This window comes from Stutzerimonas nitrititolerans (assembly GCF_003696285.1).
Taxonomy (GTDB): Bacteria; Pseudomonadota; Gammaproteobacteria; order Pseudomonadales; family Pseudomonadaceae; genus Stutzerimonas; species Stutzerimonas nitrititolerans.
Map to the genome: position 1 here is coordinate 272968 of NZ_RFFL01000003.1, position 16321 is coordinate 289288.

The 16321-nt window shown below is 64.6% G+C and carries 14 protein-coding genes; 4 read left to right on the top strand and 10 right to left on the bottom strand.

Annotated features, from left to right (window positions below; all coding sequences use genetic code 11):
* Window position 1 precedes the first annotated feature (1 nt).
* A complete protein-coding gene (locus EA795_RS05225; protein WP_058076854.1) occupies window positions 2-997 on the bottom strand; it encodes a DctP family TRAP transporter solute-binding subunit in 996 nt (331 codons plus the stop codon).
* Between the two features lie 671 nt (window positions 998-1668).
* Between EA795_RS05225 and EA795_RS05235 the strand changes: the two genes are divergently transcribed.
* A complete protein-coding gene (locus tag EA795_RS05235; protein ID WP_058076855.1) occupies window positions 1669-2067 on the top strand; it encodes a DoxX family protein in 399 nt (132 codons plus the stop codon).
* A gap of 108 nt (window positions 2068-2175) precedes the next feature.
* Here EA795_RS05235 and EA795_RS05240 read toward each other — a convergent pair whose 3' ends face one another.
* The 6 genes from EA795_RS05240 to EA795_RS05265 form a co-directional block, all read right to left on the bottom strand.
* Complete coding sequence (locus EA795_RS05240; RefSeq protein ID WP_014852867.1) at window positions 2176-2562, bottom strand: MerR family transcriptional regulator; 387 nt, start codon at window positions 2560-2562, stop codon at window positions 2176-2178.
* A 95-nt stretch (window positions 2563-2657) separates the two neighbouring features.
* Complete coding sequence (locus EA795_RS05245; protein WP_122075939.1) at window positions 2658-3560, bottom strand: hydroxymethylglutaryl-CoA lyase; 903 nt, start codon at window positions 3558-3560, stop codon at window positions 2658-2660.
* A gap of 170 nt (window positions 3561-3730) precedes the next feature.
* Window positions 3731-5710 carry an acetyl-CoA carboxylase biotin carboxylase subunit gene (locus EA795_RS05250; protein WP_122075941.1) on the bottom strand — a complete coding sequence of 660 codons (1980 nt, stop codon included), beginning with the start codon at window positions 5708-5710 and terminating at the stop codon, window positions 3731-3733.
* Between the two features lie 228 nt (window positions 5711-5938).
* Window positions 5939-6742 (bottom strand): gamma-carboxygeranoyl-CoA hydratase, encoded by an 804-nt coding sequence (locus EA795_RS05255; RefSeq protein WP_122075943.1) that lies wholly within the window; start codon window positions 6740-6742, stop codon window positions 5939-5941.
* Between the two features lie 74 nt (window positions 6743-6816).
* A complete protein-coding gene (locus EA795_RS05260; protein ID WP_122075945.1) occupies window positions 6817-8424 on the bottom strand; it encodes a carboxyl transferase domain-containing protein in 1608 nt (535 codons plus the stop codon).
* A 93-nt stretch (window positions 8425-8517) separates the two neighbouring features.
* On the bottom strand, window positions 8518-9681 hold the full coding sequence (locus tag EA795_RS05265) for an isovaleryl-CoA dehydrogenase (RefSeq protein ID WP_122075947.1): 1164 nt from the start codon (window positions 9679-9681) through the stop codon (window positions 8518-8520).
* A 205-nt stretch (window positions 9682-9886) separates the two neighbouring features.
* Between EA795_RS05265 and EA795_RS05270 the strand changes: the two genes are divergently transcribed.
* Genes EA795_RS05270 through EA795_RS05280 form a run of 3 tightly spaced genes read left to right on the top strand, consistent with a single transcriptional unit; the run spans window position 9887 to window position 13007 of the window.
* Complete coding sequence (locus tag EA795_RS05270) at window positions 9887-10654, top strand: 3-hydroxyacyl-CoA dehydrogenase (RefSeq protein ID WP_122075949.1); 768 nt, start codon at window positions 9887-9889, stop codon at window positions 10652-10654.
* Between the two features lie 13 nt (window positions 10655-10667).
* The gene (locus tag EA795_RS05275) at window positions 10668-11855 is read left to right on the top strand and encodes an acetyl-CoA C-acyltransferase (protein ID WP_122075951.1); all 1188 of its coding nucleotides are present in this window, start codon (window positions 10668-10670) and stop codon (window positions 11853-11855) included.
* Between the two features lie 9 nt (window positions 11856-11864).
* Complete coding sequence (locus tag EA795_RS05280) at window positions 11865-13007, top strand: acyl-CoA dehydrogenase (RefSeq protein WP_122075953.1); 1143 nt, start codon at window positions 11865-11867, stop codon at window positions 13005-13007.
* Window positions 13008-13193: 186 nt separating this feature from the next.
* On the opposite strand, the gene EA795_RS05285 is transcribed toward EA795_RS05280, so the two are convergent.
* Genes EA795_RS05285 through mmsB form a run of 3 tightly spaced genes read right to left on the bottom strand, consistent with a single transcriptional unit; the run spans window position 13194 to window position 16314 of the window.
* Complete coding sequence (locus EA795_RS05285) at window positions 13194-14345, bottom strand: acyl-CoA dehydrogenase family protein (protein ID WP_122075955.1); 1152 nt, start codon at window positions 14343-14345, stop codon at window positions 13194-13196.
* A gap of 20 nt (window positions 14346-14365) precedes the next feature.
* Window positions 14366-15421 (bottom strand): enoyl-CoA hydratase/isomerase family protein, encoded by a 1056-nt coding sequence (locus EA795_RS05290; RefSeq protein WP_122075958.1) that lies wholly within the window; start codon window positions 15419-15421, stop codon window positions 14366-14368.
* 2 nt (window positions 15422-15423) lie between these two features.
* Window positions 15424-16314: a 3-hydroxyisobutyrate dehydrogenase gene (mmsB, locus tag EA795_RS05295; RefSeq protein WP_122075960.1), complete on the bottom strand. Its 891-nt coding sequence runs from the start codon at window positions 16312-16314 to the stop codon at window positions 15424-15426.
* Window positions 16315-16321 lie beyond the last annotated feature (7 nt).

A 16321-nucleotide genomic window follows, 5' to 3' on the forward strand; every position in this document is an offset into this window, starting at 1 on the left:
TTTACTCGGCGATGGCGGTGCGGGCAGCGTCCAGCAACTCGGTGCCGATCTTCGGCGCCCAGGTTTCATGCACGCTGCGGGTGGCCTCGACGAAGGCCTGGCGTTGCTCGTCGGTCAGTTCGATCACTTCGACGCCACGCTCGCGAATATCGGCCAGACGCTTGACTTCAGCGCTGCGCGACATCTCGATTTCCCATTTGCCAGCGTCGATTGCCGCCTGGCGCAACAGTTCGCGGTCGGCTTCAGGCAGTTTCTTCCAGACACGCTGGTTGACGGCGAAAATCAGTGGGTCGGCCATGTAGTGCCAGAGGGTCAGATACTTCTGTCCGACCTGGTCGATGCGCGCCACGTCGAATACCGAGAGGGGATTTTCCTGGCCATCCACGGCGCCGGTAGTGAGTGCCGGCTTGGCATCGGCCCAGCTCATCTGGGTGGGGTTGGCGCCCAGGGCGTTGAAGGTGTCCTGGAACAGGGGCGAGCCGACTACGCGAATTTTCAGCCCGGCCAGGTCCGCGGGTGTCTGCACCGGCTTGGCCGAGTTGGAAAGCTCACGGAAGCCGTTCTCGGCCCAGGCCAACGGCACGATGCCGCGCTTTTTGATGGCTGCGAAAGCCAGCTTGCCGGCCTCGCCTTGGGTGACGGCATCCAGGTCGGCATTGTCAGCCATGAGGAAGGGCAGGTTGAACAGGTTCAGCTCCGGTACCTGCGGCGACCAGTTGATGGTCGAGCCGACCGCCATGTCGATCAGGCCGGAGCGCATCGCGGAAAATTCCTTGGTCTGGTCGCCGGCGACCAGTTGCGCATTGGGATAGACGCGCAGGGTGATTTCGCCATTGGAGCGTTCCTCGACCAGGTCAGCCCACTTCTGTGCGGCCTGGCCCCAGGGGAAGGCGTCGGAGAGTACGGTGGAAACGGAGTATTCGCGGGCAGAGGCGGCAAAGCTGGCGGACAGCGCGGCGGCAGCGGCCAACGCGGTTAAGCAGCGGGTCAGTTTCATGAGGCGTCCTTGTTCGGATCGGTTCTGGTTTTTATCGGCGAACGGCCAGGCGCTGATGGCAGCGGTGGCACGAGGATGGCTGGTTTAACCATCGGGACGCGCGGATAGCGCGAAAGGACGCTACAGGCTGCGACGGGTAGGGTGCAGCGAGACTTGTGATGCGTCGTGAATGCTATCGGCCTTGTGGGCCGATAGTGTGCCAACCGCTTGGCGGCTGGCCTGCGCAACTATCGCAGAAGGCGTCTGTACGCGCCATTGTCGGACGGTTTGATGCGCGCGATAAGCCCATTGAAGCTGTGCTTTTAGAGCATTGGCGGGTGGGTCGAGGATACAAAACGGAGCAATGGCGCCTGGCTTGATCTAATTTTGCTAGAGCCTAGGGTCTGTTGCCGTTTCGTCGCGAGTCGCGTTGCTGCGAGAAATGGCGCCAGGTTAGGCGTAGGACGCAGGGAATGGTTATTCCCTTGCCAAGTCCTACAACGACAGCTGGCGCCATTTCCCGCGCAACCCTTCGGGCCGGGCCTGTTTTTACGCGATGTGGCGTTACTCGTCGCTTATTCGGAACAACCAAACTTCGCTTCTCGTGCCTTGCCGCGCGTAAAAACAGGCGCCGGCGCGGCCGCGGACGAAATGGCAACAGACCCTAGCTGGGTAAATGAACGAGGCGAGCTATGACTGACGACATGGGAAAACTGGTACTGAGGCTATCTGTGGGGGTGCTGATGTTGTTGCACGGCATCTTCAAACTGCAGAACGGTGTGGGTGGGATCGCAGGAATGCTGGGCAGCCAGGGCCTGCCTGGCTTTCTCGCCTATGGCGTCTATCTGGGAGAGGTGGTGGGGCCGGTATTGGTGATCATCGGGCTATACACCCGAGTCGGCGCAGTCCTGATCATCGGCAACATGCTCGTCGCGCTTGCCCTGGCACACAGTCAGGAGCTGTTCTCGCTCGGTTCCATGGGCGGCTGGGCGCTCGAGCTACAGGGTATGTTCCTCTTCGGCGCGGTGGCGATTGCATTGCTCGGCGCTGGTAAGTACAGCGTCGGCGGCGTGAGCGGTCGCTATAACTAGGGTCTGACTTTCAGGTTGGAGTCTGGAGCGTCCGGGGTCGTCCCCAGGAGCGGGGACGATCCTGTCTGGATGAATCCGACTTACCCCATTGAGCCTCTGGCCCTGGCTTCAGGCCTCGCCGGTTGCCTTGAGCGCCGTGCGGCAGCGTTCCTCGGCGGTATCGAGCTCCAGCTGCATCTGCTGGATATCGAGCAGTTGCTGCTCGAGTTGCTGACGGCGTTCGGCGATCAGTTCGAGCATGCTGTCCAACTGCTTCCGGTTGCCGGCCCGGGGATCGTAGAGTTCGATGAGCGTCTTGCATTCGGCCAGGGAAAAGCCCAGCCGCTTGCCGCGCAGGATCAGCTTCAGCGCGACGCGATCCTTGGGGGCGTAGATGCGCTCCTGGCCTCGGCGCGTTGGCGACAGCATGCCCTGTTCTTCGTAGAAGCGAATGGCGCGGGTGGTGATGTCCAGCTCGCTGGCCAGGTCGGAGATGCTGTAGGTCTGTTTTGCCATGGGGTATCGATCATCCTTTCGCCCGCAACGGGGCTTTCGCGATTGCTGGCACAAGGCTACAGGCTGGCCGCCGCGGTGCACCAGTCTTGCGGGCGCTAGTCCCGGTGTTGCCGGGCCTTTGCCACGCGCGATCCATTCGGCCGGCCCAGTACGTCGCTGATGCGCTGTCCGGCGGCGATCAGCGCCTCGAGGTCGATGCCGGTGTCGATGCCCAGGCCGTCGAGCATGTAGAGCACGTCCTCGCTGGCGACATTGCCGCTCGCGCCCTTGGCATAGGGGCAGCCGCCAAGCCCGGCGACCGAGCTGTCGAACACACAGATGCCTTCCAGCAGGCTGGCATAGATGTTCGCCAGCGCCTGGCCATAGGTGTCGTGGAAGTGCCCGGCCAGCTTGTCGCGGGGTACGGCGCGGCTGACGATATCGATCAGTTGGCGCGTCTTGCCCGGTGTGCCGGTGCCGATGGTATCGCCGAGCGAAACCTCGTAGCAGCCCATGGCAAAGAGTTCGCGCGCTACCCGTGCCACCTGCGCCGGATCGACCTCGCCCTCGTAGGGACAACCCAGCACGCAGGAGACATAGCCGCGCACCCGGATGCCGTTCTCGCGCGCAGCCTCCATCAGCGGGGCGAAGCGCGCCAGGCTCTCGTCGATCGAGCAGTTGATGTTCTTCTGTGAAAAGGCTTCGGATGCGGCGGCGAACACCGCCACTTCACTGACTCCGGCTGCCATGGCAGCTTCCAGGCCCTTGAGGTTCGGCGTCAGCGCGGTGTAGCTCACGCCGGGCTTCTGGGCGATCCGTGCGAACACCTCGGCGGAGCCGGCCATCTGCGGCACCCATTTGGGCGAGACGAAACTGCCGACCTCGATATGGCCGAGGCCGGCGGCGCTGAGGTCGTCCACCAGCCGCACCTTGTCGGCGATGCTGATTGGCTGTTTCTCGTTCTGCAGGCCGTCGCGCGGGCCGACTTCGACCAGGCGGACCTGTTTGGGCAGGCTCATATGACCTCCAGGGTAACGGTGATCGCCGTTGCGTGAGTATCGCTGGAAAATCGCTGCGCGAGTTTTCCATCCTACGGTGTCGTGTTTGGGGCGTAGGGTGGACAACGGCGCAGCCTTGTCCACCTGTGGGCGATTCCGGTGGAAAAGCCTCCGGCGTTTTCCACCCTACGTCAGGCTTGTTCCATTTCCAGCAGCACGGTGCCTTCGCCGACCATTTCACCCTCGCTGCACAACAGGCTTTTGATCACACCAGCCTGGGCCGCACGGATGCTGTGTTCCATCTTCATCGCTTCCATCACGATCAGCACGCTGCCGGCCTCGACGCGTTGTCCGGCTTCGACCAGCACGCGAACGATGCTGCCGTTCATCGGCGCGCTCAGACCACCGTGCTGCTGGTGGCTGGCCTCGGCTGCGGCGATGGGATCGAAAACCTTGATCGCCTGCAGTTCGCCGTTCCATTCCAAGTACAGTGTGGGGCCCTGGCGAATGGCCTTCGGTGAAGATGTGCCCCCTGTAGGAGCGAGCTTGCTCGCGAATGCTGCTTCTATGGGTCTTGCAGTGTCGGTTTCGCGAGCGAGCTCGCTCCTACGTAAAACGGCTTCGTTCGTTACACGTACGGTCCGGCATTCACCGTTGCACGACAGATGCACGCGGATCAGCGCCGGCATGCCGAGGCGCAAGCCGGCCCGCTTGGCCCACGGTGAATGCACGTCGTCGTTGCGTATGTGCGTGGGCTCGGTCTCGACGAACAACTCGGCAGCCAGTTGCCAGAACGCGTCCGACAGCTCGCCGGGCGTGCGCATCAGGTCGGCTTCGTGACGGGGAATGAAGCCGGTGTCCAGCTCCGCCGCCGCGAAGGCGGGGTGGCCAATCACCCGGCGTAGGAAAGCGAGGTTGGTACGTACACCGCCGACACAGGTTTCATCCAGCATGGCCAACAGTCGCAGGCGTGCTTCCTCACGGTTTTCGCCCCAGGCGATCAGCTTGCCGAGCATGGGGTCGTAGAACGGCGAGATGCTGTCGCCCTCGGCCACGCCGCTGTCGACACGCCGGCCTGGCCCGGCGGCGGATTCTCGATACAGGTCGAGAGTGCCGGTGGCGGGGAGGAAATTGTTGTCCGGGTCTTCGGCGTACAGGCGCACCTCGATGGCGTGGCCGTTCAGCGGTACCTGCGCCTGGGTGATCGGCAGCGGCTCGCCCCGAGCGATACGAATCTGCCAGGCGACCAGATCGAGGCCGGTGATGGCTTCGGTGACCGGATGCTCGACCTGCAGGCGGGTGTTCATCTCCATGAAGAAGAACTCGCCGCGTGCATCCAGCAGAAACTCGACCGTGCCCGCGCCGACGTAGCCGATAGCTTGCGCCGCCTTGACCGCGGCCTCGCCCATGGCCCGACGCAGCTCGATGGACAGGCCCGGGGCGGGCGCTTCCTCGACCACTTTCTGGTGGCGGCGCTGGATCGAGCAGTCGCGTTCGTTGAGGTACAGGCAGTGGCCGTGCTGGTCGGCAAATACCTGGATTTCCACGTGCCGCGGCTTGAGCAGGTATTTCTCCACGAGCATGCGCGCGTCGCCGAACGAGGACTGCGCTTCGCGCTGGGCCGATTGCAATGCTTCGACCAGGTCGGCTTCTCGCTCGACGATCTTCATGCCTTTGCCGCCGCCACCGGCAGCGGCCTTGAGTAGCACCGGGTAGCCGATCTGTTCGGCGGCGCGGCGGAATGTTTCCGGATCCTGCGCCTCGCCGTGATAGCCGGGCACCAGGGGCACGCCGGCTTGCTCCATCAGCGCCTTGGCGGCGGATTTGCTGCCCATTGCCTCGATGGCCGAGGCGGGCGGGCCGAGGAAGATCAGGCCGGCCGTCTCACAGGCACGGGCAAACTCGGCATTCTCCGAAAGGAAGCCGTAGCCGGGGTGGATGGCCTGTGCTCCGCTGGCCCTGGCCGCTTCGATCAGCTTGTCCGCGCGCAGATAGCTGTCGGCCGGCTTGGCCCCGCCGAGGTCGATGCGGATGTCGGCCTCCCGGGTATGCCGGGCGTCGGCATCGACCGCGCTGTGTACCGCGACGGTGGTCAGGCCCATGGCCTTGGCGGTGCGCATCACGCGGCAAGCGATTTCGCCGCGGTTGGCGATCAGCAGGGTGGTCAGCATTGTCGTGGTTCCTGCGTGGCCTGGGAGGTTGTTCCCCTCACCCTGGCCCTCTCCCCTGAGGGGAGAGGGGATGACGGAGTGGGGCAGGGAAATGGAGTGAACTCGAAGCACATTGATGGACAAGCACGGCCGTGTGGGGTTGGCTTCGTGGCCAGAACCCTGCCCGAAGCAACCCCCTCGCCCCTTTGGGGAGAGGGCTGGGGTGAGGGGGCGAATGGCCAGCCAACTTCAACCATCAGGCATCTCCTGCCAGCCCGGCTTGCGCTTCTCCAGAAAGGCTTCCAGCCCCTCCTGGCCCTCGGGGCTGACGCGAATGCGGGCGATGCTGTTCTCGGTGTAACGGCGCAGCGCCTGGCTGAGCGTTCCGCTGCTGACCTCGCGCAACAGATCCTTGCCGACGCGCATGGCCTGCGGGCTGTTCAACAGCAGCGTGTCGATCCAGTCGCAAAGGCTGTCATCCAGCGTCTCGGCCGCATAGTTTTCCGACAGCAAACCGAGCTCCCGAGCGCGCTCGCCGCTGAAACGCTCACCGGTCAGGGCATAGCGGCGCGTGGCACGCTCGCCGATGGCCTTGACCACGAAGGGGCTGATCACGGCTGGCGCGAGGCCGATGCGGACCTCGGACAGCGACAGCTGCGCATCGACGGCGCCAATCGCCATGTCGCAGCAGGCGATCAGCCCCACCGCGCCGCCGAAGGCTGCGCCTTGCACCACGGCCAGGGTCGGCAGCTTCAGGTGGTAGAGGCGATACATCAACTCGGCCAGTTCGTGCGCCTCGGTTAGGTTGGTCTCGAAATCCAGCGTGGCCGATTCGCGCATCCAGGCCAGATCGGCGCCGGCCGAGAAGTGCTTGCCGCGACCGCGCAGCAGCAGGAAGCGCAGCGCGTCGTCCGCCTGCACCTCGGCGATGGCGGCGATCAGCTCGCGAATCATCAGGGCATTGAATGCGTTGTTCTTTTCCGGGCGACCGAGCCAGAGGGTGGCGAAGCCGCGCGGGTCCTTTTCCAGTTGTACGGTGGTGAAGTCGGTCATGCTGGCTCTCTGTAGGTTCTTGCCGCCGATCCTGCCGGCAGGGCTCCGGTCGTCAGCGATCGGCGAAGCGCGGCTTACATGCGGAATACGCCGAAGCGGGTGGTCTCGATCGGCGCGTTGAGACTTGCCGAGATTGCCAGGCCCAGCACGTCTCTGGTCTGCGCAGGATCAATTACGCCGTCATCCCACAGTCGCGCGCTGGAATAGTAGGGGTGCCCCTGGCGCTCGTACTGTTCGAGGATCGGTTGCCTGATCGCCGCCGCCTCGTCCTCAGCCAGCACCTTGCCCGCGCGCTCGCTCTGTTCCTGCTTGACCTGCACCAGCACGCCGGCAGCCTGTTCGCCGCCCATCACGGCGATCCGGGCGTTGGGCCACATCAACAGAAAACGCGGGTCGTAGGCGCGGCCGCACATGCCGTAGTTGCCGGCGCCGAAGCTGCCGCCGATGATCACGGTGAACTTCGGCACCCGCGCGCAGGCCACCGCGGTGACCAGCTTGGCACCGTGCTTGGCGATGCCGCCGGCCTCGTATTTCTGCCCAACCATGAAGCCGGTGATGTTCTGCAGGAACAGCAGCGGAATGCCGCGCTGGCAAGCCAGCTCGATGAAATGCGCGCCTTTCTGGGCGGCTTCGGAAAACAGGATGCCGTTGTTCGCCAGGATGGCGATCGGGTAGCCGTGCAGGTGGGCGAAGCCGCACACCAGGGTGGTACCGAACAGCGCCTTGAATTCATCGAATTCGCTGCCATCCACCAGTCGCGCGATCACTTCACGCACGTCGTAGGGCTGTTTGGCCTGGGCCGGGATCACGCCGTAAAGCTCGTCGGCCGGGTATAGCGGCGCCCTTGGCTCGCGCACTTGCAACTGCCCTTGTTTGCGCCAGTTGAGGTTGGCGACGCAGCGCCGAGCGATGGCCAGCGCATGTTCGTCGTTCTCGGCATAGTGGTCGGCCACGCCCGAAATCTTGCAGTGCACGTCGGCGCCGCCCAGCTCCTCGGCGGTCACCACTTCTCCGGTAGCGGCTTTCACCAGCGGCGGGCCGGCGAGGAAGATGGTCGCCTGCTCGCGGACCATGATGGTTTCGTCGGCCATGGCCGGCACGTAGGCGCCGCCTGCGGTGCAGGAGCCCATGACCACGGCGATCTGCGGAATGCCCATGGCGCTCATGTTGGCCTGGTTGAAGAAGATGCGGCCGAAATGCTCGCGGTCGGGAAACACTTCGTCCTGGCGCGGCAGGTTGGCACCACCGGAATCCACCAGGTAGATGCACGGCAGACGGTTTTCCTGGGCGATGGTCTGGGCGCGCAGATGCTTCTTCACCGTCAACGGATAATAGGTGCCGCCTTTTACCGTGGCGTCGTTGGCGATGATCATGCATTCGATGCCTTCGACCCGGCCGATACCGGCGACCACGCCGGCGGCGGCGACGTCCTCGCCGTATACCTCGTAAGCCGCCAACGGGGCGACTTCGAGAAAGGCTGAACCGGAGTCGAGGAGGGCGTCGATGCGCTCGCGCACCAGCAATTTGCCGCGCGCCAGGTGGCGCTGCTGAGCGACCTCGCCACCGCCTTCGCTGACGCGGGCGAGCAGGGCGCGCAGATTCTCGACCTGTTCCAGCATCGCTGCGCTATTGGTAGCGTACTCGGGCGAACGGGGATTGATCTGGGTATGCAGGATGGCCATGGTCAGGCTCCGTAGGGTGGAAATCCGCGAAGCGATTTCCACCTGACTACTGTTGTGGTGGAAAAGGCCTGCGGCCGTTTTCCACCCTACGGGTCATCTGGATTCGTTGAACAGCTCGCGACCGATCAGCATGCGACGGATCTCACTGGTACCGGCGCCGATCTCGTAGAGCTTGGCGTCGCGCAGCAGGCGACCGGTGGGGAACTCGTTGATGTAGCCATTGCCACCAAGGATCTGGATCGCTTCCAGCGCCATCTGCGTGGCGCGCTCGGCGGTGTAGAGGATCACCCCGGCGGCATCCTTGCGGGTGGTCTCGCCGCGGTCGCAGGCCTGCGCGACCGTATACAGGTAGGCCCGGCTGGCGTTCAGCTGGGTGTACATGTCGGCCACCTTGCCCTGGATGAACTGGAATTCGCCGATGCTCTGGCCGAACTGCTTGCGGTCATGGATGTAGGGCAATACTACGTCCAGGCAGGCCTGCATGATCCCGGTGGGGCCGGCGGCGAGCACCACGCGTTCGTAGTCCAGGCCGCTCATCAACACCTTGACGCCGCCGTTCTCGGCGCCCAGCACGTTTTCCTCCGGCACCTCGACGTCATCGAAGAACAGCTCGCAGGTGTTGGAGCCGCGCATGCCCAGCTTGTCGAACTTGTTGCCGCGCGAGAATCCCTTCCAGTCGCGCTCGACGATGAAGGCGGTGATGCCGTGCGGGCCTCTTTCCAGGTCGGTCTTGGCGTAGATCACGTAGGTGTTGGCGTCCGGGCCGTTGGTGATCCAGGTCTTGCTGCCGTTGAGCACATAACGGTCGCCACGCTTTTCCGCGCGCAACTTCATCGAGACCACGTCGGAGCCGGCATTCGGCTCGCTCATGGCCAGCGCGCCGACGTGTTCGCCGCTGATCAGCTTGGGCAGGTATTTTTCTTTCTGCGCTGCCGTGCCGTTGCGGTTGATCTGGTTGACGCACAGGTTCGAGTGCGCGCCGTAGGAGAGGGCGACCGAGGCCGAGCCGCGGCTGATTTCTTCCATTACTACCACATGGGCCAGGTAGCCGAGGCCGGCACCGCCGTACTCCTCGGAAACGGTCACGCCGAGCAGGCCCATCTCGCCGAACTTCTTCCACATGTCCGCCGGGAACAGATTTTCCCGGTCGATGGCCTCGGCGCGGGGCGCCAGTTCGGCGGCGACGAAGGCCTGCACCTGCTCGCGCAGCATGTCGATGGTTTCACCGAGGGCGAAGTTGAGGCTGGAATGGTTCATGGAGCACCTGCTGATCTTGTAGTTGTTATGTCCGGTTCGCCGTGACGACACGTCAGCGGACGTTCGGCCATTTGGCTATCGTTTGGCAAGTTCGTTCGAGAAACAGAACGTGCACGCCTGTAACCTTTACGTTAACGTAAGCCTGTGCTGAGCTGACTGTCAACGCCACCGTGACGGCTGGGGTCACCAACGAAGAGGAACCACCGTGGATATCCAAGACAAGGTTTTTCTGATCACCGGAGGCGCATCGGGACTGGGTGCCGCGACCGTCGAGGTGCTGATTTCAGCTGGTGCCCGAGTGGTGCTGGCGGATATCAATGCCGATCTCCTGGCCGGGCAGGTCAGCCGTCTCGGCGCCAATGCCTGGGGCGTGGTGATCGATGTGCGCAGCGAGACCGAGGCGCAGGCCGCCGTCGATGCGGCACTCGAGCAGTTCGGCGGGCTGCACGGTCTGGTCAACTGCGCCGGCGTCGCCAGTGGCGAAAGGATTCTGGGACGCCAGGGCCCGCATGGGCTGGACGGTTTCGCCCGGGTGATCAACCTCAACCTGATCGGGACCTTCAACATGCTGCGCCTTGCAGCCGAGGCGATGGCGAAGGGCGAGCCGGATGTGCAAGGCAATCGCGGCGTGATCATCAACACCGCCTCCATCGCTGCTTACGACGGCCAGATCGGCCAGGCGGCCTATGCCGCATCCAAGGGCGGCGTGGCCGCCATGACGTTGCCCGCCGCACGCGAACTGGCGCGTCACGGCATACGGGTCATGACCATCGCGCCCGGGGTGTTCGAAACGCCGATGATGTCCGGCATGACCCAGGAAATTCGCGATTCGCTGGCCGCCGGCGTGCCCTTTCCGCCGCGCCTCGGGCGACCGGACGAGTATGCCGCGCTGGTACGCCAGATCATCGAGAACGACATGCTCAACGGCGAGGTGATCCGCCTCGACGGCGCGTTGCGCATGGCCGCGAAATAATCGGAGAGACACGATGAACAACGATCCAATCGTCATTCTCGGCACGGCCCGTACGCCCATGGGCGGTTTCCAGGGCGACCTGAAAAGCCTCAGCGCGCCGGAGTTGGGCGCCGCCGCGATTCGCGCGGCGGTCGAACGCAGCGGCATAGCGGCCGATCAGGTGCAGCAAGTGCTGATGGGCTGTGTGCTGCCGGCCGGCCTCGGCCAGGCGCCGGCACGCCAGGCGGCGCTCGGTGCCGGGCTGGGCAAGACGACTGCCTGCACCACGTTGAACAAGATGTGCGGCTCGGGCATGCAGGCGGCGATCTTCGCCCACGATGCGCTGCGCGCCGGCAGCGTCGATCTGGTCGTGGCGGGGGGCATGGAAAGCATGTCCAACGCGCCCTATCTGCTGGACAAGGCCCGGAGCGACTACCGCATGGGGCACGGCAAGGTGCTCGACCACATGTTTCTCGACGGCCTCGAGGATGCCTACGACAAGGGCCGACTGATGGGCACCTTTGCCGAAGACTGTGCGCAGCATCATGGCTTCAGCCGCGAAGAACAGGACGCCTACGCGCTGACCTCGTTGCAGCGTGCCCGCGAGGCCATTGCCAGCGGCCGCTTCGCCAGCGAGATAGTCCCGGTCGACGTCACTCTGGGGCGCGAGCAGCGCACCATTGGCGACGACGAGCAACCGCCCAAGGCCATGCCGGAGAAGATCCCGACGCTCAAGCCGGCGTTCCGCGAAGGCGGCAGTGTCACGGCGGCCAATTCCAGTTCGATTTCCGACGGCGCCGCTGCGCTGGTGCTGACGCGCCGCTCCCATGCCGAGCAGCTTGGCCTGAAGCCGCAGGCGGTGGTTCACGGGCACGCGGTATTCGCCGATGCGCCCAACCTGTTCCCGACGGCGCCCATCGGCGCCATTCACAAGCTGCTGGAACGTACCGGCTGGCGTCCCGGCGAAGTGGATCTGTTCGAGATCAACGAAGCCTTTGCCGTGGTCAGCATGGTCGCCATGCGCGAGCTGGGGCTGGAACATGCCAAGGTCAACGTCAACGGTGGCGCCTGTGCGCTGGGCCATCCCATCGGCGCCTCGGGCGCGCGGATCCTGGTCACGCTGATCGCCGCGCTGCGTGACCGCGGCCTGCGCAAGGGCATCGCGGCCATCTGCATCGGCGGTGGCGAAGCGACTGCGATGGCTGTCGAACTGCTCGATTGAGGACCGACCATGCTGCTCAATGGGGATCAAACCAGCATCCGCGACATGGCCCGGCAGTTCGCCCGGGAGCGGCTGAAGCCCTTCGCCGCAGACTGGGACCGCGAGCACCGCTATCCGGCAGAGACGATCGCCGAGATGGCCCAGCTCGGCTTCTTCGGCATGCTGGTGCCCGAGCAATGGGGTGGCAGCGATACCGGCTATGTCGCCTACGCGCTCGCACTTGAAGAAATTGCCGCGGGTGATGGTGCCTGCTCGACCATCATGAGCGTGCACAACTCGGTGGGCTGCGTGCCGATCCTGCGTTTCGGCAACGAGGAGCAGAAACGGCGCTACCTGACGTCACTGGCGAGCGGCACACAGATCGGTGCCTTCGCCCTGACCGAACCCCAGGCGGGCTCGGACGCCAGCAGCCTGCGCACCCGTGCCCGGCGCGACGGCGACGGCTACGTGATCAACGGCGCCAAGCAGTTCATCACCTCCGGCCGGCATGCCGGTACGGTGATCGTCTTTGCCGTGACCGACCCGGATGCCGGCAAACGCGGCATCAGCGCCTTCATCGTGCCGACCGACACGCCGGGCTATCAGGTAGTGCGCGTCGAGGACAAGCTCGGCCAGCACGCGTCCGACACCTGCCAGTTGGCGTTCGAAGACATGCGCATACACCAATCCCAGCGGCTGGGCGAGGAGGGCGAGGGTTACCGCATCGCTCTGGCGAACCTGGAAGGCGGGCGCATCGGCATTGCCTCCCAGGCCGTCGGCATGGCGCGCGCAGCCTTCGAAGCCGCCCGCGACTATGCCCGTGAGCGCGCGGCGTTCGGCAAGCCGATCGTCGAGCACCAGGCGGTCGCGTTTCGCCTGGCGGACATGGCGACCCAGATCGCCGTCGCCCGGCAGATGGTGCTGCACGCAGCCGCGCTTCGCGAGGCGGGCCAGCCTGCGCTGGTGGAAGCGTCCATGGCCAAGCTGTTCGCTTCGGAAATGGCAGAGAGGGTCTGTTCGGCAGCGATCCAGACGCTGGGCGGTTACGGTTATCTGCAGGATTTCCCGGTGGAACGCATCTATCGCGATGTGCGGGTGTGCCAGATCTACGAGGGCACCAGTGACATTCAGCGTTTGGTGATCGCACGCAACCTTGGAGGTGATGAGTATTGATGGGTATCGCTGCGCTCAACCCATCCTACGGTAGCGATGCCGCATCGATGTAAGGTTGATGGTGCCCACGCTCCTGCGTGGGCACCACTCGGGGCTAACATTTTGATATCGAGCGCGCGTTCCCCGCTCCTGCGTGGGCACCATCGATGTAGGGTGGGTTGAGCGCGGCGATATCCTCCAGGCGATCTAAAGACCGTAATTATTCAGCTCCCGGGCAATCAGCAGCCGCTGGATCTCGCTGGTGCCCTCGTATATCTGCGTGATTCGCGCGTCGCGGTAGTAGCGCTCCACGGGATAGTCCTCGAGATAGCCGTAGCCGCCATGGATCTGCACGGCCTTGGAGCAGACGTATTCGGCGACTTCCGAGGCGAACAGCTTGGCCTGGGAAGCTTCGGACAGGCACGGCAGTTCGGCACTGCGCAGGCGGGCGGCATGCAGGATCAGCAGGCGCGCCGCGTTGAGCCGGGTATGCATGTCGGCGAGCATGTTGGCCACGCTCTGGTGCTCGATGATCGGCTTGTCGAACTGGACCCGCTCGCGGGCGTAGCCCAGTGCCGCTTCGAAGGCTGCCCGGGCGATCCCCAGCGCCTGGGCAGCAATGCCGATGCGCCCGCCCTCCAGGTTCGACAGGGCGATGGCGAGGCCCTTGCCTCGGGGGCCGAGCAGGTTGGCTTGGGGAATACGGCAGTCGCGCAGCGTCACGCCACAGGTATCCGAGGCGCGTAGGCCCATCTTGCTTTCCATGCGATCGACGATGAAACCGGGATTGTCGGTGGGCACCAGAAACGCCGACAGGCCTTTCTTGCCCAGCTCCGGGTCGGTGACGGCGAAGACGATGGCAAGTTTTGCCCGCTTACCATTGCTGACGAACTGCTTGGCGCCGTCGATCTGCCATTCGCCGTTCTCCAGCACCGCGCGGGTGCGCAGGTTGTGCGCTTCGGAGCCGGCCTGGGGTTCGGTCAGGGCGAAGCAGCCGATGATGCGGCCGGTGGCCAGGTCCGGCAGCCACCGGTTTTGCTGTTGCGCTGTGCCGTACTTCAATAGCGGCCCGCAACCGACCGAGCTGTGAATGCTCATCAGCGCACCGAGGGCACCGTCAGCGGCGGAAATTTCCTCCACGGCCAGGGCGTAGGCGACATAGTCGGTATAGGTGCCGCCCCATTGCTCGGGCACGATCATGCCGAGCAGGCCCAGTTCGCCCAGCTGCGCGACGGTCGCGTCGTCGATCCAGCCGGCCTGCTCCCAGGCGCGGGCGTTGGGCGCGACTTCGCTACGAGCGAAATCGCGCGCCATGTCGCGAACCATGCGTTGCTCTTCGGTCAGTTCGAGGTCATGCATGGTGCGTCCTCTGTTACGGGTCAGATGCCAGCGAAGAATCCTGCGATACGCTGTGGCGTGACTTCGGCCAGCGTGGGCGGATTCCAGCGTGGGTTCTTGTCCTTGTCGACGATCAGCGCACGCACGCCTTCCATGATGTCGCCCTGGTCGAACCATTGCCGGTCCAGGTGCAGTTCCATGCGAAAGCAATCGGCCAGGGACAGTTCGCGGCCGCGACGGAGCATTTCCAGGGTGACGCTGACCGCCAATGGCGAGCGGCTGTCGATGACCTTCAGGGTTGCGGCCGCCCAGTCGCGGTATTCGGGCCGTGTTTCGCTGGCCAGGGACTCGCGGATCGCCGGGATGTTGTCGTGGGCGAAGTGCTGCTCGATGGCGGGCGCCAACGATGCGAACGAGGCTGCCGGCAACTCGTCGGTGGCCAGCGAGGCGAGCAGGGCGTCGAGGGTTTCGGCGGGCGGAGCGCTCCAGTCCTGCTGGTCGAGGCGCTGCTGGAGTTCGGCGAAGCGCTCATGAGGCACGCAATGATCGGCAAGCCCGGCATGCAGTGCATCGGCCGCATCCACGTGACTGCCGGTCACGCCCATGTAGATGCCCAGATTCTGCGGCAGGCGCGGCAGGAAATAGCTGCCGCCGACATCGGGGAAATAGCCGATGCCGACCTCCGGCATGCCCATGCGCGTGCGCTCTGAAATCACCCGCAACGAGGCGCCCTGGACCAGGCCCATGCCGCCGCCCAGGACGTAGCCGTTCATCAGCGCCAGCAGCGGTTTGGCGTAGGCATGAATGTACTGGTCAAGCGCGTACTCTTCCTCGAAGAAGTCCCAGCGCAGGCTGTCGCCGTTCAGATGGCTGTCGTACAGCATGCGGATGTCGCCACCCGCGCAGAAGGCCTTTTCCCCGGCGGCGCGCAGCACCACGGCGACGACGTCCCGGTCGTCGGCCCAGTCCTGCAGTTGTCGATGGAGGAGGCGCACCATCGGCAGTGTCACGGCATTCAGGCCGGCGGGGCGATTGAGGGTGAGGTAGCCGACGCGGTTGCGCACTTCGACCAGTACCGGTGCTTCGGTTGCGGACATGCTCAATTTTCCTGGCGGTAGAGTTTGATGATCGCGGAGAAATCCAGCATCCCGTTGCCCTGCATGCTGAAGGCCTGGTAGAGCTGCTGCGCGAGAGCACCGAGGATAACCGGCTGGCGCACCTGTTTGGCTGCCTCGCTGGCCAGACCGAGGTCCTTGAGCATCAGGTCGGTGCCGAAACCGCCACTGTAGCCGCGCGAAGCCGGGCTGTTTTCCACCACGCCGGGAAAGGGATTGTAGATTTCGGAGCTCCAGCAACGCCCGCTGGAGGAATTGATCACCCCAGCCAGCACCTTGGCGTCCATGCCCAGCGCCACACCCAGCGACATCGCCTCGGCCGCGCCGATCATCGAAATGCCCAGCAGCATGTTGTTGGCGACCTTGGCCACCTGGCCGTTGCCGCAGTCACCGCAATGGATGATGTTCTTGCCCATCGCTGCGAGAATCGGCTGGGCCTTCTGGAAGTCCGCCTCGCTGCCCCCCACCATGAAAGTCAGGGTGCCGGCGGCCGCGCCCACCGTGCCGCCGGATACGGGGGCATCGATCATCGGGTTGCCGTTTTTCGCCGCGGCTGCGGCGACTTCGCGTGCACTCATTGGGTCGATGGTGGAGGAGTCGATCAACAGCACACCGGGTTGCACGTTCGCCAACAGGCCATCGTCGCCCAGGTACACCTCTCGCACATGGGTCGCGGCCGGCAGCATGGTGATGATCACCTCGACTCCGGCCTTGGCGATGGCACCGGCGGAGGTCGCTTCCTGTGCGCCCGCCGCCGTCAGCCCGGCGACCGCCGTGGCGGAAACATCGAAGACGTAGAGCTGATGCCCAGCCTTCAGCAGATTGTGGGCCATGGGCCCGCCCATGTTGCCGAGCCCGAGAAAACCGATATGCATGGCCGCT